This is a genomic window from Flavobacterium macacae (assembly GCF_003865365.1).
Classification (GTDB): Bacteria; Bacteroidota; Bacteroidia; order Flavobacteriales; family Flavobacteriaceae; genus Flavobacterium; species Flavobacterium macacae.
Map to the genome: position 1 here is coordinate 108,252 of NZ_RQVR01000007.1, position 22,643 is coordinate 130,894.

Here is a 22,643-nt window from a genome sequence, read left to right on the forward strand (position 1 = left end):
ATGCTACATTTGTATTAAAAATTGTTGTAAATTAGGATTAAAAGACAAAAGAAAACTTACAATTATATGTCAAAATTTGGAGAACTTATCAATGCCTCAGTACCAGTATTAATTGACTTCTATACAGAATGGAACGAACAGTCTGTGTCAATGCATCCGGTGATTAGAGATGTCGCGGCGGCTTTGGGAGACCGAGCAAAAGTGATTAAGATCGATGTTGATAAAAATCAGGAATTGGCCGATGCCCTTCGAATCAAAGGACTTCCTACGCTGATGATTTACAAAGAAGGACAGATGATCTGGAGACAATCTGGTGAAATGGACGCCAACACCATCATTGGCTTGGTGCAGGAACACGCTTAGTGTATTGTTTCAAACACAAATCCTTTATTTTTTAAATATTCAATTGCTTTTGGCAATGCGTATTCCAGGTTTTTAAAAGCCTTTAGGCTGTCATGGCATGCAATAATGCTGCCGGGGACAGTATTTTTTATGATATTTTCCAGACATTGTTCTGGAGAAATCTCCTTGTCATAATCTACGCTCAACACATCCCACATTATAATTTTATAGCCCATTTTTCGCAAAACTTTTGATTGCGAAGGTTTGATCTTGCCGTAAGGCGGACGAAAAATTTTGGTTTTTAGATTTAAATTTTTGGTTTTTTCGTTTATGGCTTCTTCACAAAGAAGTGTGTTTTTAATGTATTCTTCTTTGCGCGAATTCCATCCTTTTAAATGGTTGAAAGTGTGGTTCCCGATCGAATGCCCACTTTCAATTACTTTCTGAAAAATGGCAGGATGCTTTTTAATATTGTCTCCAATACAGAAAAAAGTCGCTTTTACTTCGTGCTGCTTCAGTGTTTCTAAAACCCATTCAGTTACTTCAGGAATAGGGCCGTCATCAAAAGTCAGGTAGATTTTGTTTTCAGAATTTTTTATGTCCCAAATATATTTTCTAAAAATCCATTTTACAAATCGGTTGGTTTTTACCCACATCAAATCCATAATACATTTTTTTTTATAAATAAAATGTGCCAAAACTGATTGCAGATTGGCACATTTTAAACTCAAATTAGTTAACTATTATTTTAAATTTTCACGCTTAAATTGTTTGAACATTGCGTTGAAAGAATTGAAGGTTTTCTTGTTTTGTTCATAAAACTCTAAATCGCCACGGTCTTTCATGACTTCCAGTAAGCTTCTGTATCTTTCGATGTCAGTAACGATGTCAATATAATGGTCTTCTTGTTTTGCAAAAGTATACGTTTTGAAATGCGTTAAGCTTTCTTGGTATTTCTTTGAGACTTTGGTTAAAATATCCCTCGCTTTTTGTTTTTCGCCCACTTCATAGTAGCCTCCAGCAAAAGGTTCCAAGAAAGTGTAAAAGCCAAATTGATCGATTGGCATTTCTTTCATTGCCAGATCAATAATGTCTTTTGCTTTTTTAGTCTTTCCTTCATTGATCAGCTGTTCCATCAATCGGGCCAGATTTGTTCTGTACGTGATGCTGTTTTTGCGGGTTTCTGGATCGTGGTAGATTTTAGTACTGCCGCTATTTCCCCAATCCCATTTCATCACGATGTCATACATTTTGTCAGAATCGATCTGTCCCATGTCCATTGGGCTGGCCGCTTTTGATAAAGGTGTTTTTATCGGAACTAATTTATAAACGACCCCGTCCAGTTGCAAGTAGTCTTTCATCCAAAGGTAATCATCGTCTCCAAAGCTTCCTCCAGTGAAATAAATAGGGCGTTTCCAGTCATTTTGAGCCACGATATCCAGCATCATCAATCTGTTTTTGTACAAGGCGCCTTCTTTGATATTTACATCAATGAAAGGTACAATTGAATCATAGAATTTTGGAGAAACCATTTTGTTTTTAATGATTTCTTCTTTGTTTACCGGAATTCTCAACTTGTTTGTTGGAAAGAAATTGATTTTTTGACCATTTGGAATTTCATACAAAGTTCGCGGATCCTCTAATGACAAAAAGCTAATGAAATCTTTAATATTCCAGCGATTCTCTGTTTGCGGACGATAAATGGAATAATTCAACTTGTCTCCCACATATTGGTCGTGCGTAAAGCTGATTGGTAAAGGCTCCGATTCATACGCTTTCGCTTTCATTTGGTCAATATACCAATCTGTCATAAACAAACTGGTATTCACGATTCTAACATCGGTTCTGATGTGTTCAATTTCTTGAGCATACCATAACGGGAAAGTGTCGTTGTCGCCAATTGTAAATAATATGGCATTTGGTTCACACGATTCTAAGTAATTTCGTGCCATTGCCAATGCGGTATATTTTTCAGAGCGATCGTGATCATCCCAGTTTTGAGAAGCCATTAATACCGGTGCGGCTAAAAGCGTGACAGCAATAACAACGGGTCCGGCAATTTTTGGGCTTAAGAATTTTTTAATGGTGTCATATATGGCATAAACTCCGAAACCGATCCAAATTGCAAATACATAAAAGGATCCTACCAATGCATAATCTCTTTCACGAGGCTCGAAAGGTCTTTCATTTAAATAAATTTTTAAGGCTAAACCGGTAAATAGGAATAAAACCAATAAGACATAAAATCCTTTTAAGTCTTTATTTGCGTGGTAAACCAATCCGATGATTCCAAGAATAAAGGGTAAGAAATAGTACAAGTTTCTTCCTTTATTGTTTAAAACATCAGGAGAAAGATTTTGTTGCGATCCCAGACGTGCTTCGTCAATGAAATCGATTCCGCTCATCCAGTTTCCGTCCAGACTGTCATAACTTCCTTGGTTATCATTTTGTCTTCCGGTGAAATTCCACATTAAATACCTCCAGTACATGTATCCAAATTGGTATTCGAACATAAATGAAATGTTGTCGCCTGTTGTGGGTTTGTCAATGATTAAATAATCGCCGTAAGTTTTCAAGAATTTATGATATCCGTCTGTATCGATTTGTCCAGACATGTAACCTCTTCTGAATTCAGAAACGGTTTTCTCCATTTCTGCACGAATCTGGGTAACATAATGCTGAAGTTCTTCTTCGGATAATTCATTTGGATTTACGCCATATCTAGGAAGCTCATTTTCGTAAGAATAATTTGGATCTAATCTAAAATTTAAGACATTGGTAAAAGTCATGTAATTGGCGGCGTGATCGGTACTCCACATTCTCGGAAGAAATGCTTTGTGATTGTCATCTGTATTTTGTTCCGCTTTGATATAATTGTTTACAATAACATATTTTCCTGTTTTGTAATCTCTTTCGTAGTTCGGTTTTCCATCTAAGTAAGGAGTGTCTTTATCTAAACCAGCATACGTATCAGAAAATTGAGGGCCATAAAACAAAGGGTTTGAGCCATATTGCTCTCTATTATAATACGCTAAAACTTCTCTTGCGTCAGAAGGTTTGTTTTCGTTAATAACCACATTTGCATTGGCACGAATCGGTAACATCATCCAAGTTGAGAATCCAATTAAGATGAAAAGGATGCACAAAATCATGGTGTTTAATTGTACAAAACCTTTTTGTTTCGTGTATTTTAATCCAAAATAAAATGCAGCGACGAATAATAAAGCCACAAAGATGGTTCCTGAATCAAATGGAAGGCCAAGACTGTTTACCATAAAAACCTCTGTTTTTCCGAAGAATCCCATCGTTAAAGGCAAAAGCAATTGGAAAATAAACAGCAAAACAGAGACTACCACAATGTTTGCGATAATGAAATTTTTGACTGTAACTGTTTTGTAATGTTTGAAATAATATAAAAATCCGATAGAAGGAATCGTCAATAGGGCCATAAAGTGGACTCCAAAAGATAGACCTACCACTAATGATATGATTAATAGCCAGCGATTTCCTCTTGGCGTGTCCATGTCTTGTTCCCAACGCAACCCTAACCAAAATAGAACAGCTATCAGTAAGCTTGCCATGGCATAAACTTCGGCTTCCACAGCGTTGTACCAAAAACTATCTGAAAAAGTATACGCCAAAGAACCTACAAAAGCACTTCCTAAAATAGCGACCGAATTACTGTTGTCGATCTCAGAAAACCTCGAAACTAACTTTTTCAAGATCATTGTCATGGACCAAAACATAAAAAGAATGGCAAAGGCACTTGAAAAAACAGACATCATATTAACCATCAAAGCCACCTTTGAAGCTTCGGTTGCGAACATTGCAAAGAAGGCTCCCATCATCTGATAAAGCGGTGCGCCGGGCGGGTGGCCGACTTCAAGTTTTGCGGCTGTTGATATATATTCGCCACAATCCCAGAAACTTAATGTGGGTTCAACAGTTAGGGAATAAGTCACTAATGCGATTGCAAAAACTGACCATCCGATAATTGTGTTCCATTTTTTAAAGTTGAAAGATACCATAATAGACTACTAATTTTATACTTGCAAAGAAAATGCTTTTTTGCTTAACGGAAAGCCAAAAAAAAAAAATTCAAGAAAAATTGAAAAAAAACTTGCACAATATGTTTTTTGTACTAAATTTGCACTCGCAATAAAGAAATACTGGCCTATGGTGTAATGGTAACACTACTGTTTTTGGTGCAGTCATTCAAGGTTCGAGTCCTTGTGGGCCAACAAAAAACCTCTCAAGAAATTGAGAGGTTTTTTTATGCAGTTAATTGAAATATTAGATTTTAAATGTCACCACCGGACGTTTTGAATGGTTCACTAAATCTTCACTAATGCTTCCGTTAAAGAAATGGGAAATACCTTTTCTTCCGTGCGTGCTCATTCCGATCAAGTCGGCATTGATGCTTTTAGCAAAGTTTAAAACTCCTTTTTCTACATTGGTGTCGTTGTAAATGTGAGAAGTGTAGTTTGAAATATTGAATTCTTGGATAAAATCAGTCATTATTTTCTTAGCAACCTCAGTTGATTTGAAATTATTTGGCGTGTTGATCATTACCAAATTTAAGTGGGCGTTGAATTTTGTTGCAAAATCTACCACTTTTGTAAATGAATTTTTGATTTCATCGCTAAAGTCTGAGGCGAAAACGAATTTCTCTACGCTAAAATCAGCATCTTCTTTTTTGATTACTAAAACAGGAATGTCTGAAGAGCGAACTACTTTTTCAGTATTTGAACCAATAAACATTTCTTGAAAACCGCTAGCTCCATGTGATCCCATTATGATTAAATCCACATTATTTTTGTGGCTGACGCTTACAATTCCTTCAAAAGCTTTTTCAAATTGGATGGCTTGTGAAACGGTAATTCCTTGTAAATAGTCAACATCCATTAAGCTTTCCAGTTTTTCGATCGCTTTGTTTTTGAAAAACATGATTTCTGGAATATCGCTTCCAGATCCAATTGCATCACTTCCTTGTCCGGGTAATTCAAGCATGTGCAAGAGAATGATTTCTCCGTTATTTTCACGGGCAATTTTTGCGGCAACTTTAAGTGCGTATTCGGCGTGGTTTGAAAAGTCGGTAGGGACTAAAATTTTTTTCATAGTTGTAAGGTTAAGAATATTTTATAAAAAATTATGTTCGTTTTTCCTACATTAAAGGTAAGAATAAAAAATAACATCGCACAATATACTGCAATGATTTTAGATATCTAAAAAAAACACTATATTTGCACCGTTATTTATTAAAAACTAGATAATGAGGGGACTAATTGTCCCCTCTTTTTATAAAAATATGACATTTAAAGAAAAAGTTAGCGAGTTGGTAAACGCAGGCCTTGCAGAGAAACCTGATGTTTTTTTGATTGACCTGACGATTACAGATACTTTTAAAATTATTGTGACCTTAGATGGTGATAATGGCGTAAATTTGCAAGACTGCATCGATATCAATCGTGCAATTGAGAGCAATCTTGACAGGGAAGAACAAGATTATTCCCTTGAAGTAGCTTCTGGGGGGGTTTCTGCTCCGTTAAAGCTGGTTAGGCAATACAAAAAAAATATCGGTAGAACGTTGCAGGTGAAAACAGCGACAGATACTATTACTGCAGCATTAGTTGATGCCAATGATGAATTTATCACATTGACTTGGACTGCAAGAGAACCAAAAGAAATCGGCAAGGGAAAAGTGACAGTAGAAAAAAGACTCGAGCTTCCTTATGCTGATATTAAAGAAGCAATTGTTACAATAACATTTTAATTTAAAGAATAGGCATGGAGAATATTGCATTAATCGAGTCATTTTCAGAGTTTAAAGACGACAAGTTAATTGATCGTGTAACGCTTATGGCGATTTTGGAAGATGTGTTTAGAAATGCATTGAAAAAGAAATATGGTTCTGACGATAATTTCGATATCATTATCAATCCTGATAAAGGCGATATGGAAATTTGGAGAAGAAGAGTCATTGTTGCCGATGAAGATTTAGATTTCGAAAATGAAGAGATTACTTTAACAGAAGCAAGAAGAATTGAGCCTGATTTTGAGATCGGTGAAGAAGTTTCTGAAGAAGTAAAGTTGATAGATTTAGGAAGAAGAGCTATCTTAGCGCTTCGCCAGAACTTGATTTCAAAGATTCACGAGCATGATAATACCAATCTTTACAAACAATTTAAAGATTTAATTGGCGATATTTACACGGCAGAAGTGCACCACGTGCGCCCTAGAGCGGTAATTTTAGTAGATGACGAAGGAAATGAAATTGTGCTTCCAAAAGAAAAACAAATTCCGTCTGACTTCTTCAGAAAAGGAGATAACGTTCGCGGAATCATTGAAAACGTAGAATTAAAAGGAAATAAACCTCAAATTATTATGTCTAGAACTTCTGAGAAGTTTTTAGAAAAATTATTTGAACAAGAAATTCCAGAGGTTTTCGACGGGTTGATTATGATCAAAGGTGTGGTCAGAATCCCAGGAGAAAAAGCAAAAGTTGCTGTTGATTCTTATGATGACAGAATTGATCCGGTTGGAGCTTGCGTAGGTATGAAAGGTTCAAGAATCCACGGAATCGTTCGTGAGCTTGGAAACGAGAATATCGACGTAATTAATTATACAACTAACACACAGTTGTTTATTACACGAGCATTAAGCCCTGCAAAAGTGTCTTCGATTAAAATCAATGAAGAGACAAAAAGAGCAGAGGTTTTCTTAAAATTAGAAGAGGTGTCAAAAGCTATTGGTAGAGGTGGCCACAATATCAAATTAGCAGGACTATTGACAGGATACGAATTAGATGTTATCCGTGAAGGTAATATTGCAGAAGAAGAGGATGATGTTGAGTTGACTGAATTTTCTGATGAAATAGAAGCTTGGGTAATCGAAGAATTTGCAAAAATAGGTTTAGATACCGCAAGAAGCATCTTAAAGCAGGATGTGAATGACTTAGTAAGAAGAACAGATCTTGAAGAAGAAACGATCCTTGATGTGATCAGAATTTTAAAAGACGAATTCGAAGACTAAGCACAGCCACAACAACACAACAAAAAAGGTAATAATAAAAAGGTTATATGTCTGAAGAGAGAGTAATAAGAATAAACAAGGTTTTAAGGGAATTGAATATTTCGTTAGATAGAGCCGTTGATTATCTAAAAGATAAGGGAATTGCTATTGATGCAAATCCAAACGCAAAAATATCTGAGAATGAATTCAGTATCCTGCAAAGTCAATTTGCTGGCGATAAGGGTAAAAAAGAGGCTTCCATAGAGGTTGGGGAAGAAAAAAGAAAAGAGAAAGAAGCGTTGCGTTTAGAAAGAGAAAAAGAAATTGAAGAAAAACGCAAACAAGACGAGGAACGTCAACGTCAAGAAGTAATCAAAGCGAAGGCCACGTTAGCGGGTCCTAAGCAAGTTGGTAAAATCGATTTAGAGTCAAAAGCTCCAGCGGTTGCTCCAACGCCTAAAGCTGTTGAACCGACTCCGACTCCAAAAAAACCTGAAGAAAAACCAGTTGTTGAACCGGTGAAGGAAGTTCCAGTTGCAAAAGTGGAAGCTCCGAAAGTGGAAGAAACAAAACCAACGGAAGCTCCTGTAGTAAAAGCAGAAGCGCCAAAAACAGAAACTCCGAAAGTGGAAGCTCCGAAAGTAGTTGCGCCAAAAGCGGAAGCTAAGCCTGTTGTGGCTCCAGTTGCGAAACAAGAAGAAAAGAAAGAGGAGAAAAAAGAAACTCCTGCTCCAGTTGCAAATGCTCCAGAAGGTGAACAGCCGGCTGACGAAGCAATTACAACACAATATCAAAAATTATCTGGTACTACTTTTACGGGACAGACTATTGACTTGTCACAATTCAATAAGCCTAAGAAGAAAAAAGAAGAGCCAAAAATTGTTCCAAACAAGCCGGGAACTCCTGGTGCTGCAAATGCGAACAATAATAACAAAAACAAGAGAAAGAGAATTCCAGGAAAACCAGGCACTCCAGGTCAAGGTGGCGGTGTGGCGACTCCCGGGAATATCATTCGTCCAAATACTCAAGGTGGTGGAAACAATGCAAACAGAAGTGCAAGACCTGGTTTCGTAAAAGGGAACAGGCCGGCAATTGTTGCAAAAGTAGAGCCTACAGAAGAAGAAGTTAAAAATCAAATTAGAGAGACTTTAGAAAAGCTTCAAGGTAAAGGAAGCAAATCTAAAGCGGCTAAATATAGAAGAGACAAAAGAGATACGCACCGTCAAAAATCAGATGATGAGCAAAGAGCTATCGAAGAAGGAAGCAAAACAATCAAGGTAACAGAATTCGTTACAGTTGGGGAAGTTGCAACCATGATGGATGTGCCGATTACTAAAGTTATCGGAACGTGTATGTCACTTGGAATCATGGTTACCATGAACCAGCGTCTTGACGCAGAAACATTGTCTATCGTTGCTGATGAATTTGGATATGAAGTAGAATTTATTACTACTGATATTGAAGAAAACCAAGAAATCATCGAAGACAGAGAAGAAGATTTAGTATCAAGAGCTCCAATCGTTACCGTAATGGGTCACGTCGATCACGGTAAAACATCTCTTTTGGATTACATCCGTAAAGAAAATGTTATCGCTGGGGAATCTGGAGGAATCACGCAGCACATTGGTGCTTATGCAGTGACTCTTGATAACGGTCAAAAAATCACGTTCTTAGATACTCCTGGCCACGAAGCGTTTACCGCGATGCGTGCCCGTGGAGCTCAAGTAACAGATATCGCAATTATTGTGGCTGCAGCGGATGATGATATCATGCCTCAGACTAAGGAAGCAATCAGCCACGCACAGGCGGCGAATGTTCCGATGATTTTTGCAATCAACAAGGTAGATAAGCCAGCTGCTAATCCTGAGAAAATCAAGGAACAATTGGCAGGTATGAATTTGCTTGTTGAAGATTGGGGTGGAAAATACCAATCGCATGATATTTCTGCAAAAGTAGGAACGGGTATGAAAGAGCTTCTGGAGAAAATTTTATTAGAAGCGGAATTATTAGACTTAAAAGCAAATCCAACAAAACCTGCTGTGGGAACTGTAGTGGAAGCGCAATTAGATAAAGGTAGAGGTTATGTAACTACAATTTTAGTTCTAGCCGGTACCTTAAGAGTTGGGGATTATGTATTGGCAGGAAAAAATCATGGTAAAATTAAGGCCATGTATGACGAAAGAGGAAATGCGGTTAAAGAAGCAGGACCTTCAACTCCAATTTCAATCCTTGGATTGGACGGAGCGCCAACTGCCGGTGATAAATTCAATGTTTTTGAAGAAGAGAGAGAAGCGAAACAAATTGCTGCAAAACGTACGCAGTTGATTCGTGAGCAATCTGCAAGAACTAAGAAACATACAACGCTTGCTGAACTTGGACGTAGAATTGCTCTAGGTCAATTTAAAGAATTGAACATCATTATTAAAGGTGACGTGGATGGTTCGGTAGAAGCATTGGCAGATTCATTCTCTAAATTATCTACTGAGGAAATCGAAATCAAGATTATCCACAAAGGGGTGGGTGCAATTACAGAAACTGATGTCAACTTGGCGTCTGCTTCTGATGCAATCATCATTGGATTTAACGTTCGTCCTGCAGGGAATGCGAAGCAATTGGCAGATAAAGAAGAAATAGATATCCGTAATTACTCGATCATCTATGATGCAATTGACGACTTGAAAGATGCAATGGAAGGAATGCTTTCTCCTGAAATGAAGGAAGAAATTTCTGGAACTGCTGAAATTCGCGAGATTTTCAAAATTTCTAAAGTGGGTTCTATTGCTGGTTGTATGGTTATGGATGGAAAAATCCTTAGAAGTTCAAGAATCCGCTTAATTCGTGAAGGAGTCGTAATCCATACTGGAGAATTGATCGCCCTGAAACGTTTCAAAGATGATGTGAAAGAAGTGGCTAAAGGATATGACTGCGGTATGCAGATCAAGGGATACAATGATATTCAAGAATATGATGTTATTGAATCATTCCAAGAAGTTGCAGTGAAGAAAAAATTGAAATAATCAATTTATATAAATAAAAAAATCCCGAGCAATCGGGATTTTTTTTTGCCTGTTTTGAATTAAAAAAGACCTTCTGGATAGAAGGTCTTTTTTTTATTTGGTAGGCTTAATTACGATCGCATTTGGATATTTCTTCCGCAGATCATTAAGGTTCTTTTCGGCTTCAATTTTTGTTTTGAAGTTTCCGATCCATACTTTATAGGTTGGTGTATTAAAAACGATTGTACCATCTAAATTTCTAAACTCTTTCCTGAATTCAGCAAGTGTTTTCTTTGCGTTTTCACTATCGCCATTATAAACTTGAATTTTATAGCGTTCGTTTACGGTTAATGAGCCATTAATTTTTCTTTTTTCGGCTAGTAATTGCTCAAATTTTGGGTCTTGAGTAACTTTTATATTCTTTTCTTGTGAGTAAGCAGAAATTGATAAAAGTGCTATAAAAGAAACATTTAGCAGTGCTGATTTTGGACTTAAAATTCTCATAATGAAGTTAGTTTTGTGCAAATATAATATTTACCATTTGATTGAAATTTAAAAAAATTATTTAGAATTAGTATAAATTGGTATTAAGGCTTCTTTAGGTTTTTGATAATAGTTCTTTAGTCGTATTTTTGTGCAAAGTTTTAAATAAGGTATGCAATTTTTTAATATTCTTTAAATAGAAAAAACCATATCAAATTTAGTCGATAATCATTTTTAAATATGAAAAAGGTGGGTAATCCTAATTCGATTTCACGAATACTACTGTTCAGTTTAGCGTTAATGCTAACATTTTCCGTTTCGTCTTTTGCTCAAGAAACAGCTGCTATGCCAGCTGCCGAAACTGCGGCTCCTGCTGCTGGTGCCGGTGATGTTGCTGCGGGAAAAGCTCTTTTTAATTCCAATTGTGCTGCGTGTCACAAATTAGATGGCGCGATGACTGGTCCTGCTTTAAGAGGAGTGACCGAAAGACATGATACAAAATGGCTTCATGATTGGATTAAAGATAGTCAAAAGATGATCAAAGCAGGTGATCCTGCTGCGGTAAAAGTTTTTAATGAGTATAACAAGTCAGTGATGACTGCATTTCCTCAGTTGTCAGATGCGGATATTGATAATATCTTAGCGTATACTTCTGAGCCGAAAGCAGAAAAACCTGCTCCTGCTCCTGGTGAGTCTGCGGGTGCTGGAGGTGGAGAAGGAAGTGGAGTTTCTAACAATATTATTCTTGGTGCCTTGGCATTGGTAATGATGATGTTGGTTGTGATGCTTGTTCTTGTGAATAAAGTATTAGGTAAAGTGGCGAAAGCTAACGGTATCGAGCCTGCTCACAAAGAGCCTGTAACTCCGATTTGGGTTGCATTTGCAAGAAACCAATTTTTAGTTCTGGTAACTTCAATTGTTTTATTGCTGGCAAGTGGTTACTTTGTCTATGGTTATTTTATGCAGGTGGGTGTGGATCAAGGTTATCAGCCGATTCAGCCAATCCACTATTCTCATAAAATCCATGCTGGTGATAATGGTATTGATTGTAAATACTGCCACTCTTCGGCTAGATCAAGTAAAAGTGCAGGTATTCCTTCTTTGAATGTTTGTATGAACTGCCATAAGAATATTTCTGAGGTTGCTGAAGAAACAGCAACGCCAGAACACAGCAAGGCGTTTTACGACGGAGAGATCCAGAAGTTGTACAATGCAGTAGGTTGGGATAAGGCAACTCAAAAATACACAGGAAAAACGGAGCCGGTTAAATGGGTTAGGATTCATAATCTTCCAGATTTTGTTTACTTTAATCACTCGCAGCACGTAATTGTTGGAGGTATTGAATGCCAGACATGTCACGGTCCGGTTGAGACGATGGAAGTTATGGAGCAGCATTCGTCCTTGACAATGGGTTGGTGTATTGACTGCCACCGCAAGACTGATGTGAAAATGGAAGGCAATGCTTATTATGACAAAATTCACGCAGAACTTGCTAAAAAATATGGCAAAGAAAAGCTTACTGCTGCAGAAATGGGTGGTTTAGAGTGTGGAAAATGCCACTATTAATCAAATTTATTAAGATAATTTATATATAATATACATGTCATCAAACAAAAAATACTGGAAAAGTGTTGAAGAACTAAACGATAATAGTTCTATTGTTGAGACGCTCAGAAATAACGAATTCGCGGAGCCTATTCCGGTGGAAGAGTTTTTAGGAGATAAAGAATCATTATCAGCATCGTCAACATCACGTCGTGATTTCTTAAAATATGTTGGATTTAGTACAGCTGCTGCTTCTTTGGTAGCTTGCGAAGGTCCGGTTATTAAATCGATACCTTATGTAGTGCAGCCGGAAGAAATTATTCCTGGGGTTGCGGATTATTACGCTACAACTATTGCTGATGGTTTTGATTTTGCAAATATCTTGATCAAAACACGTGAAGGCCGTCCTATTAAAGTGGAAAACAATACGCTTGATGGCGTAAAGCTTAGTGCTAACGCAAGAGTTCACGCTTCTGTTCTTTCTTTATATGACAGCACTCGTTTAAAACAGCCAAAAATTGCAAAAAAATCAGCTTCTTGGTCTGATGTTGATGCAAAAGTTAAGGCGAGCTTGAATGAGGCAAGAACTGCAGGAAGCCAAGTTGTTTTGCTTACAAATACAATGGCGAGTCCATCTACTGATAAATTAATTGCTGAATTCATTGCTAAAAACCCATCTGCAAAACATGTAGTTTATGATGCGGTTTCTGAATCAAATGCTTTGGATGCTTTCCAGATGGCTTATGGTGAAAGAGCTTTAGCTAATTATGATTTTGCAAAAGCAAATACAATCGTTTCTGTTGGTGCAGATTTCTTAGGAGATTGGCAAGGTGGTGGATTCGACTCAGGATATGCAAAAGGACGTGTTCCAAGAAACGGAGTGATGTCTAAGCATATTCAAATAGAAGCAAATATGTCTATGTCAGGTGCAAATGCTGACAAACGTATTCCTTTGACTATTACTGACCAAAAGCATGCTTTGGTTAAAATATATAATGTAATTACAGGTGCTTCGGTTGGTACTCAAAAAGTAGCAAGGGAAGAAGAAGTGATGAAAGCGGCACAGCAATTAAAAGCAGCTGGTTCAAAAGGAGTTTTGGTTTCTGGTTTAGATGATGTAAATGCGCAGTTGCTTGTTTTTGCAATCAACAATGTATTGCAATCTCAAGCCTTCAATCCTTCAGAGGCTAGATTGACTAGAAAAGGTGATGCCAAAGCGGTTGCTAAATTAGTAGCTGATATGAAAGCGGGAAGTGTTCATACATTAATTATGAGCGGTGTGAACCCAGTTTACACGCTTGCTGCTTCAAAAGATTTTGCTGAAGGATTGAAAAAAGTAAAATTATCTGTTGCTTTTTCTTTGAAAGAAGATGAGACTGCAGTTCTTTCTTCAATCGCAGCGCCAGCTCCACACTACTTGGAGTCTTGGGGAGATGTTGCAATTTCTAAAGGAAACTTGAGCATCACGCAGCCGACTATCCGTCCTTTATTTGATACGAGACAGTTCCAGGAAGCTTTATTGCTTTGGTCTGATAATTCAACTGCTTATTATGATTACTTAAAAGCAGCTGTAACTTCTTCGGTAAGCGGTATTACTTGGAATAAATTAGTTCATGATGGTTTTTATACTACGCCGGTAACTTCTGTGGCTTCTGGATCTGCTGATTATGCAGCAGCGGCTTCTACTTTGGCGCAAGCTAAAAAAGCAGGAGATTTTGAATTAGTACTGTATACTAAAACAGGAATGGGAGATGGCCAGCAGGCAAACAATCCTTGGTTGCAAGAATTCCCTGATCCGATCACTCGTGTATCTTGGGATAACTATGTAACTATTTCAAAAGCGGATGCTGCGAAACTAGACCTTGAAAACTTTAATGTTGCAAACGGTGGTTTGAATGGTAGCTATATTACTATTGAAGTTGGTGGAGTAAAACTGGAAAAAGTTCCGGTTATCATCCAGCCAGGTCAAGCTGTTGGAACAATTGGTGTTGCTCTTGGATACGGACGTAAAGAATCTATGAAACAAGAAATGCAGGTGGGTGTAAATGCATATACATTGTATGCTAACTCAAATGCAAACCAAACTGCAAAAATCACAAAAGAAAGCGGAGATCACGAATTTGCTTGCGTGCAGCTGCAAAGAACGTTGATGGGCAGGGGTGATATTATTAAGGAAACTACTTTAGATGTTTTTGAAAAAGAAGATGCTGAAGTTTGGAATCCTTCTCCAATGGTTTCATTGGATCACAATCCTGTTAAGGCCAATACGGTTGACTTATGGACTTCATTTGACCGTTCAGTCGGGCACCACTTTAAATTGTCAATTGACTTAAATTCATGTACAGGATGTGGCGCTTGCGTTATTGCTTGTCATGCTGAAAATAACGTTCCTGTTGTTGGAAAATCTGAGATTAGAAGAAGCCGTGATATGCACTGGTTGCGTATTGACAGGTATTATTCTTCTGAAGAGACTTTTGCAAAAGACGACGAGAAAAAAGAAAATTTTGATGGTTTGTTCGGAGACAAAGGTTCTTTAGGAGGTTTTGGACAATTAGAACATCCATCAGATAATCCACAAGTAGCATTCCAGCCGGTAATGTGCCAACACTGTAACCACGCTCCGTGTGAAACAGTTTGTCCAGTTGCGGCAACATCTCACGGCCGCCAAGGTCAAAACCACATGGCGTATAACAGATGTGTTGGAACGCGTTACTGTGCGAATAACTGTCCTTATAAAGTACGTCGTTTTAACTGGTTCTTATACAGCAAAAACTCAGAATTTGATTACCACATGAATGACGATTTAGGTCGTATGGTGTTGAATCCAGACGTAGTTGTTCGTTCAAGAGGAGTTATGGAAAAATGCTCAATGTGTATTCAAATGACACAGGCGGTTATTTTGAAAGCGAAACGTGAAGGAAAAGCAGTTGATACAAATGCATTTGAAACAGCTTGTTCTGCTGCATGTACATCAGGATCAATGGTGTTTGGAGATGTTAATAATAAAGCAGATGAAATTGCTAAATTAGAAGAAGATCCAAGAATGTATCATTTATTAGAGCATGTTGGAACAAAACCTAATGTTTTCTATCACGTAAAAGTTAGAAATACCTAGAAATAAATAATTAATCAGAAACAAGATAAAGGATTATGTCGTCTCACTACGAAGCACCCATTAGAAAACCTTTAGTTATAGGTGATAAAACTTATCACGATGTAACAGTAGATGTAGCTGCACCTGTAGAAGGTAGAGCCAACAAACAATGGTGGATTGTATTTTCAATCGCATTAGCAGCTTTCCTTTGGGGAGTAGGCTGTATTATATACACCGTCTCTACTGGTATTGGTACATGGGGATTAAATAAAACAGTTGGCTGGGCTTGGGATATCACGAACTTCGTTTGGTGGGTTGGTATCGGGCACGCAGGAACATTAATTTCAGCAGTACTTTTGTTATTCCGCCAGAAATGGAGAATGGCAATTAACAGATCTGCAGAAGCAATGACCATTTTCTCTGTAGTTCAAGCAGGTTTGTTCCCAATTATCCACATGGGCCGTCCATGGTTGGCATACTGGGTTTTACCAATTCCGAATCAATTTGGTTCTTTATGGGTAAACTTTAACTCACCATTGCTTTGGGACGTATTCGCAATTTCAACGTATCTTTCTGTATCATTGGTTTTCTGGTGGACAGGTTTGCTTCCAGATTTCGCAATGCTTAGAGATAGAGCGGTAACGCCTTTTACAAAAAGAGTGTATTCAATCTTAAGCTTCGGTTGGAGCGGTAGAGCAAAAGACTGGCAACGTTTTGAAGAAGTATCTTTGGTTCTTGCAGGTTTAGCTACGCCCCTTGTACTTTCAGTACACACGATTGTATCTTTTGACTTTGCTACTTCTGTAATCCCAGGATGGCATACTACAATTTTCCCTCCGTACTTCGTTGCTGGAGCGGTATTCTCAGGATTTGCGATGGTAAACACCTTGCTGATCATTATGAGGAAAGTTTCAAACTTAGAAGCTTATATTACAGTACAGCACATCGAATTGATGAACATTGTAATCATGATTACCGGTTCTATCGTAGGTGTAGCTTATATCACAGAGTTATTCGTAGCTTGGTATTCAGGAGTAGAGTATGAACAATATGCTTTCCTGAACAGGGCAACAGGGCCATACGCTTGGGCTTACTGGGCGATGATGACTTGTAACGTTTTCTCTCCGCAATTCATGTGGTTCAAAAAATTAAGAACAAGTATCATGTTCTCTTTCGTTATCTCGATCGTAGTAAATATCGGTATGTGGTTTGAGCGTTTCGTAATTATCGTAACTTCGCTTCACAGAGATTACCTTCCGTCTTCTTGGACAATGTTCTCACCAACATTTGTTGATATCGGAATCTACATTGGAACAATTGGTTTCTTCTTTGTATTATTCTTATTATATGCTAGATCTTTCCCAGTGATTGCTCAAGCAGAGGTTAAGACAATCTTGAAATCTTCAGGAGATAATTATAAAAAATTAAGAGAAGAAAATAAACATTCACACCATGAGTAATAAAGTTATATACGCTATTTATAATGATGATGATGTGCTTATGGATGCCGTTAAACAAACACGTGCTGCTCATCACCATATTGAAGAAATTTTCACTCCATTTCCAGTTCACGGATTGGACAAAGCAATGGGAATCGCGCCGACAAGATTAGCAATTTGTGCTTTTATTTATGGAGTTTGCGGTTTGGCTTTTGCAACCTGGATGATGAATAACATCATGATTGCTGACTGGCCACAAGATATTGGTGGAAAGCCAAGTTTCAGTTATATTGAAAACATGCCTGCTTTTGTGCCGGTAATGTTTGAAATGACCGTATTCTTTGCGGCGCACTTAATGGTGCTTACTTTTTATATGAGAAGCAGGTTATGGCCGTTTAAATCAGCAGAAAATCCAGATGTAAGAACTACGGATGACCATTTTTTAATGGAAGTTGCGGTTCACGGAGACGAAAATGAAATGATTTCATTTTTTCAAAATACTGGAGCAGTAGAAGTTAAAGTAATAGAAAAGCATTAATACTAGATATGAAAAGTTTATATAAAATAACACTTTTGGTAGGAATCGCGATAACAGCAGTTTCTTGTCACAACAAGAAAAAGCCTAACTATCAATACATGCCAAATATGTATGAATCAGTAGGATATGAAACCTATTCTGAATCTAATGCTTTCGCAAATGGTAAAGAAGGACAGCTTCCTGCAGAAGGTTCTATCCCAAGAGGTTTTGAGCCTTATGACTATGAAAATTCTACCGCTGGTTATGAATTAGCAAAAGCTAACTTAAAATCGCCTTTAGATTCTGTTGCAAAACACTCTGATAAAGGTGCACAGCTTTATGGAATTTATTGTGCAGTGTGCCATGGTGAAAAAGGTGACGGAAAAGGGAATTTGGTTAAGAGAGAGAAATTTCTTGGTGTACCAAGTTATGCTGATAGAGTTATCACTGAAGGAAGTGTCTTTCACGTAGAAACATATGGGTTAAACGCAATGGGTTCTCATGCTAACCAATTGACTCAGCAAGAGCGTTGGATGGTTGCAGCTTATGTGATGAAACTAAAGAGTGAATTATAATTGTAGAACAAACTGATCTTAATAGATATGTACACATTTTCAAGCAAATTAAAAACTGTCGCGATCTTCTTTATGATTTTAGGAATCTTAGGGATAGGTTACGGTTTTTTAACTGCACCAAAAAATACTGCTGAAGTAGAAGAAATCTTAAAGAAAGAAGCTGAAGAACACGGAGGCCATCACACAGCAGCTGGACATGATGCTCACGCACATCCTGTTAAAGAAGCGCATACGACTGAAACTCATGATAACCATGATGCAGTTGCAGCTACAGAGGCAAAACCAGAAGCAAGTATGGCTGATTCGGTTCATATAGATACTATTTCTACCACAGAAGATACAGCTCACGCTGCAATTTCAGCTGAAGAAAGCCACAAGAATCATGCAGCTGTTGCGGCTCATGAGGAACACGAGGCTCATGCGGCACACACAAAACATGTGGAGCACGTTTTGCACCAATTGCAAAACAAGCCATGGGCAGCAGTCTATGTGGCGGCGTTATTTTTTATGTTTATTTCATTAGGGGTTTTAGCATTTTATGCAATCCAACAAGTGGCGCAAGCAGGTTGGTCTCCAGTTTTATTTAGAGTTATGCAAGGAATCACGGCTTATTTGCCTTGGGGTTCTGTGTTTGTATTTATTCTTTTAGCTTTGGGAGCTTTCCATTTCCACCATTTATTTGTTTGGATGGATCCAGAATTGTTAGATCCAGCCAGTCCTAAATTTGATAAATTAGTTTCTAATAAATCAGGATACTTAAACGAATATTTCTGGTTGCTCAGAGCTGCGATATTCATCATTGGATGGAACTTATACAGACATTTTTCTAGAAAAAATTGTTTGGCTCAAGATGAGGCTACCGATAATAGTTTCTACAAAAAGAACTTTAAATTATCTGCTGCATTCTTAGTATTCTTTATCGTTACTGAGTCTATCATGTCTTGGGATTGGATTATGTCTGTTGACCCTCACTGGTACAGTACATTGTTTGGATGGTATGTATTAATGAGTTTCCTTGTAAGTGGTGTTACAGTAATTGCTTTAACAACTTTATACTTAAAATCAAAAGGATATTTAGAATATGTAAATAAAAGCCATATCCACGATTTAGCTAAATTCATGTTTGGATTCAGTATCTTCTGGACTTACTTATGGTTCTCTCAATTTATGTTGATCTGGTATGCAAATATCCCTGAAGAGGTTACTTATTTCATTACAAGAATAGAGCAATACAACTTGCCTTTCTTCGGAATGCTTGTTTTGAATTTTGTTTTCCCAATCTTGATTTTGATCAATACAGATTTCAAACGTCTTACGTGGATTATCGTTATGGCTGGAGTTGTAATTTTAGCCGGTCATTATGTTGATTTCTATGTTATGATTATGCCAGCAACTGTTGGTGACCGTTGGTTCATCGGATTTGCAGAAATCGGTTCTGTACTTTTCTTCCTTGGATTATTTATTTTGGTGGTATTTACTGCTCTTACTAAATCTCCTTTATTGGCAAAAAGAAATCCATTTATTGAAGAAAGTAAACATTTTCATTATTAATATTTAAAGAAAGAACAGATGACAAGTTTGTTGGTAATAATAGTTTTAGTTTTATTAGCTGTTGCAATTTGGCAATTAACTAAAATCTTCGATTTGACTCAAGTTGGCGCAAAACGTGATGATTCACAAATTGCCAATGATAAGGATAATAATGTAAATGGATATTTGATGTATGCTTTTTTGGTATTCATCTACTTAACCACGATTTACTGTGTAGTTGAATTTGGACACTTTCCATTGATGAGCAATTCTGCTTCCGTTCACGGAGCTGATGTAGATAACTTAATGTGGATTTCGATGATCTTGATTTTTGTAGTTCAAACGATTACTCAAGCATTATTGCACTATTTCTCATTCAAATACAGAGGTAGAGAAGGACAAAAAGCATTGTATTTTGCAGATAACGACAGATTAGAGTTTATCTGGACAATTATTCCGGTAATCGTTTTAGCAGGTTTGATCCTTTACGGATTATATGCTTGGACAAACATTATGTTTGTTGACGAAGATGAAGATGTTATTGTTGTTGAACTATATGCAAAACAATTCTCTTGGGAAGCTAGATATTCTGGAGAAGATAATGTTCTTGGAAAAGCGAACGTTCGTTACATTGAAGGTGTAAATACATTAGGTGTTGATGTTACTGATCCAAATGCACAAGATGATAAAGTTGTAAATGAATTGCATTTGCCAATAGGTAAAAAAGTAGTTTTCAAAATGCGTTCTCAAGACGTTTTGCACTCGGCTTACATGCCTCACTTTAGAGCACAGATGAACTGTGTTCCAGGTATGGTAACTCAATTTGCATTTACTCCAAATAAAACGACAGCAGAAATGCGTCAAACTCCAGAAATGGTTGAAAAAGTAGCTGCAATTAATGAAATTAGAGCTAAAAAGAGCATTGAACTTGCTAAAAAAGGGGAGCCTGGATTAGATCCTTATACTTTTGACTTCTTATTGCTTTGTAACAAAATTTGTGGAGCATCTCACTATAACATGCAAATGAAAATTGTGGTTGAAAGTGAAGAAGACTACAAAAAATGGTTAAGCGAAAAGCCAACTTTGGTTTCTGTAGTAAAAGCTGAAAAAGAACCAAAAGCAGAAGAAGGTGCACCTGCTCCAGCAGATTCTGCTAAAGTAGCTGTTGATACTGCTAAAGTGGTAGCGGCTAAGTAATAATAAGTATATCTTTTATAATAAAATTTAAATTATAATATATGTCAGCAATAGCTCACGATATCGATCACGGACACGATCACGAACACGAACATCACCACAAAGATACTTTCATTACGAAATATATCTTTAGTATTGATCATAAGATGATTGCAAAGCAATACTTGATTACAGGTATTATTATGGGAATCATTGGAGTGGGGATGTCTTTGCTTTTCAGAATGCAATTGGCTTGGCCTGAAGAATCATTTGGAGTTTTCAAATTTTTCTTAGGTGAGAAATTTGCTCCAGGAGGAGTTATGAAAAATGATGCTTATCTTGCATTAGTTACCATTCACGGTACAATCATGGTATTCTTTGTATTAACGGCAGGTTTGAGCGGAACGTTCAGTAACTTGCTTATTCCATTGCAAATTGGTGCCCGAGATATGGCATCTGGTTTCATGAATATGGTTTCTTACTGGTTGTTTTTCCTTTCAAGTGTTGTGATGATCTCGTCACTATTTGTTGAATCTGGACCCGCTTCTGCAGGTTGGACAATTTATCCGCCATTATCAGCATTGCCACAGTCAATTCCAGGTTCTGGAACGGGTATGACACTTTGGTTGATATCTATGGCAATTTTCATCGCTTCCTCTTTGATGGGATCTTTAAATTACGTGGTAACAGTGATCAACTTAAGAACTAAAGGAATGTCAATGACAAGGTTGCCACTTACAATTTGGACCTTTTTTATCACGGCAGTAATTGGTATCGTATCTTTCCCAGTTCTTTTATCGGCAGCGTTGTTGTTGATTATGGACAGAAGTTTGGGAACTTCATTCTTCCTTTCTGATATATATATCGCTGGAGAAGTATTGCATTATCAAGGTGGTTCGCCAGTTTTGTTTGAGCACTTATTCTGGTTCTTAGGTCACCCTGAGGTTTATATTGTAATTTTGCCTGCAATGGGGCTTGTTTCTGAAATTATGGCAACAAGTTCTCGTAAACCTATTTTTGGTTACAGAGCGATGATTACTTCAATTCTTGCAATCGCTTTCTTATCAACAATCGTTTGGGGTCACCACATGTTTATCTCAGGAATGAATCCATTCTTAGGTTCTGTGTTTACATTCACCACTTTGTTGATCGCGATTCCTTCTGCAGTAAAAGCATTCAACTGGATTACCACTCTTTGGAAAGGTAACATACAGATGAATCCTGCAATGTTGTTTTCAATCGGTTTCGTTTCAACTTTCATCACTGGAGGTTTAACAGGAATCATTCTTGGAGACAGTACACTTGATATCAACGTTCACGATACTTACTTCGTTGTAGCTCACTTCCACTTAGTAATGGGTATTTCTGCTCTTTACGGAATGTTTGCTGGGGTTTACCACTGGTTCCCAAGAATGTTTGGAAGAATGTTGAACAAAAATTTAGGTTATATTCACTTTTGGGTAACTGCAATTTGTGCTTATGGAGTTTTCTTCCCAATGCACTTCATCGGTATGGCAGGTCTTCCAAGACGTTATTATACAAACACAGCATTCCCATTATTTGATGACTTGCAAAACGTAAACGTTTTGATCACGGTTTTCGCTTTAGTGGGTGGTGTATTCCAAATCGTTTTCATCTGGAACTTCTTCCACAGTATTTTCTTCGGAAAGAAATCAGTAATGAATCCTTGGAATGCAACAACTCTAGAATGGACTGCTCCAGTAGAGCACATCCACGGAAACTGGCCAGGAGAAATTCCAGAAGTCCACAGATGGCCTTATGATTACAGTAAGCCAGGTTTCGAAGAAGATTTTATTCCTCAAAACGTTCCTTTTAAAGAAGGAGAAGAGGAACTTCATCACTAAGATTTAAATATAAAAAAGACCGCTTTCCATAAGAAAGCGGTCTTTTTTTATGCAGTTTTAAATTTATTTA

Annotated in this window: 16 protein-coding genes and 1 tRNA gene; 13 read left to right on the forward strand and 4 right to left on the reverse strand. The window is 37.4% G+C overall.

Going from position 1 to position 22,643, the window contains the following annotated elements; all coding sequences use genetic code 11:
- Positions 1–66 precede the first annotated feature (66 nt).
- Complete coding sequence (locus EG849_RS07780) at positions 67–363, forward strand: thioredoxin family protein (protein WP_125012514.1); 297 nt, start codon at positions 67–69, stop codon at positions 361–363.
- On the opposite strand, the gene EG849_RS07785 is transcribed toward EG849_RS07780, so the two are convergent.
- Positions 360–1,007: a polysaccharide deacetylase family protein gene (locus EG849_RS07785; RefSeq protein ID WP_125012515.1), complete on the reverse strand. Its 648-nt coding sequence runs from the start codon at positions 1,005–1,007 to the stop codon at positions 360–362. The genes EG849_RS07780 and EG849_RS07785 overlap by 4 nt on opposite strands.
- Positions 1,008–1,085: 78 nt before the next feature.
- Complete coding sequence (locus EG849_RS07790; RefSeq protein ID WP_125012516.1) at positions 1,086–4,370, reverse strand: DUF2723 domain-containing protein; 3,285 nt, start codon at positions 4,368–4,370, stop codon at positions 1,086–1,088.
- 142 nt (positions 4,371–4,512) lie between these two features.
- Between EG849_RS07790 and EG849_RS07795 the strand changes: the two genes are divergently transcribed.
- Positions 4,513–4,583: transfer RNA gene (locus EG849_RS07795), tRNA-Gln, on the forward strand.
- A gap of 52 nt (positions 4,584–4,635) precedes the next feature.
- Here the strand turns inward: EG849_RS07795 and EG849_RS07800 are convergent.
- Positions 4,636–5,460, reverse strand: a complete 825-nt coding sequence (locus tag EG849_RS07800; protein WP_125012517.1) for a universal stress protein — start codon at positions 5,458–5,460, stop codon at positions 4,636–4,638.
- 190 nt (positions 5,461–5,650) lie between these two features.
- Between EG849_RS07800 and rimP the strand changes: the two genes are divergently transcribed.
- From rimP to infB, 3 genes are read left to right on the forward strand one after another with little or no spacing between them, the layout of a single operon-like run.
- On the forward strand, positions 5,651–6,115 hold the full coding sequence (rimP, locus tag EG849_RS07805) for a ribosome assembly cofactor RimP (RefSeq protein ID WP_125012518.1): 465 nt from the start codon (positions 5,651–5,653) through the stop codon (positions 6,113–6,115).
- Between the two features lie 14 nt (positions 6,116–6,129).
- Positions 6,130–7,374, forward strand: a complete 1,245-nt coding sequence (gene nusA, locus EG849_RS07810) for a transcription termination factor NusA (protein ID WP_125012519.1) — start codon at positions 6,130–6,132, stop codon at positions 7,372–7,374.
- 47 nt (positions 7,375–7,421) lie between these two features.
- Complete coding sequence (gene infB / locus EG849_RS07815) at positions 7,422–10,370, forward strand: translation initiation factor IF-2 (RefSeq protein ID WP_125012520.1); 2,949 nt, start codon at positions 7,422–7,424, stop codon at positions 10,368–10,370.
- 93 nt (positions 10,371–10,463) lie between these two features.
- Here the strand turns inward: infB and EG849_RS07820 are convergent, their stop codons facing one another.
- The gene (locus EG849_RS07820; protein ID WP_125012521.1) at positions 10,464–10,853 is read right to left on the reverse strand and encodes an SPOR domain-containing protein; all 390 of its coding nucleotides are present in this window, start codon (positions 10,851–10,853) and stop codon (positions 10,464–10,466) included.
- Positions 10,854–11,072: 219 nt separating this feature from the next.
- Here EG849_RS07820 and EG849_RS07825 point away from each other — a divergent pair, with 219 nt between their 5' ends.
- From EG849_RS07825 to EG849_RS07860, 8 genes are read left to right on the forward strand one after another with little or no spacing between them, the layout of a single operon-like run.
- On the forward strand, positions 11,073–12,398 hold the full coding sequence (locus EG849_RS07825) for a c-type cytochrome (RefSeq protein WP_125012522.1): 1,326 nt from the start codon (positions 11,073–11,075) through the stop codon (positions 12,396–12,398).
- Between the two features lie 34 nt (positions 12,399–12,432).
- On the forward strand, positions 12,433–15,492 hold the full coding sequence (locus tag EG849_RS07830) for a TAT-variant-translocated molybdopterin oxidoreductase (RefSeq protein ID WP_125012523.1): 3,060 nt from the start codon (positions 12,433–12,435) through the stop codon (positions 15,490–15,492).
- 35 nt (positions 15,493–15,527) lie between these two features.
- Positions 15,528–16,931, forward strand: coding sequence for an NrfD/PsrC family molybdoenzyme membrane anchor subunit (gene nrfD, locus EG849_RS07835; RefSeq protein WP_125012524.1), 1,404 nt, complete (start codon positions 15,528–15,530; stop codon positions 16,929–16,931).
- Entirely contained in the window at positions 16,924–17,448 is a 525-nt protein-coding gene (locus tag EG849_RS07840) for a DUF3341 domain-containing protein (RefSeq protein WP_125012525.1), read from the forward strand. Before nrfD ends, EG849_RS07840 begins: the two co-directional genes overlap by 8 nt.
- Before the next feature lie 8 nt (positions 17,449–17,456).
- On the forward strand, positions 17,457–18,002 hold the full coding sequence (locus tag EG849_RS07845) for a c-type cytochrome (protein ID WP_125012526.1): 546 nt from the start codon (positions 17,457–17,459) through the stop codon (positions 18,000–18,002).
- Between the two features lie 27 nt (positions 18,003–18,029).
- Complete coding sequence (locus tag EG849_RS07850; protein WP_125012527.1) at positions 18,030–19,553, forward strand: quinol:cytochrome C oxidoreductase; 1,524 nt, start codon at positions 18,030–18,032, stop codon at positions 19,551–19,553.
- Between the two features lie 18 nt (positions 19,554–19,571).
- Positions 19,572–20,729 (forward strand): cytochrome c oxidase subunit II, encoded by a 1,158-nt coding sequence (locus tag EG849_RS07855; RefSeq protein WP_125012528.1) that lies wholly within the window; start codon positions 19,572–19,574, stop codon positions 20,727–20,729.
- 41 nt (positions 20,730–20,770) lie between these two features.
- The gene (locus EG849_RS07860) at positions 20,771–22,573 is read left to right on the forward strand and encodes a cytochrome c oxidase subunit I (protein WP_125012529.1); all 1,803 of its coding nucleotides are present in this window, start codon (positions 20,771–20,773) and stop codon (positions 22,571–22,573) included.
- Positions 22,574–22,643: the final 70 nt, after the last annotated feature.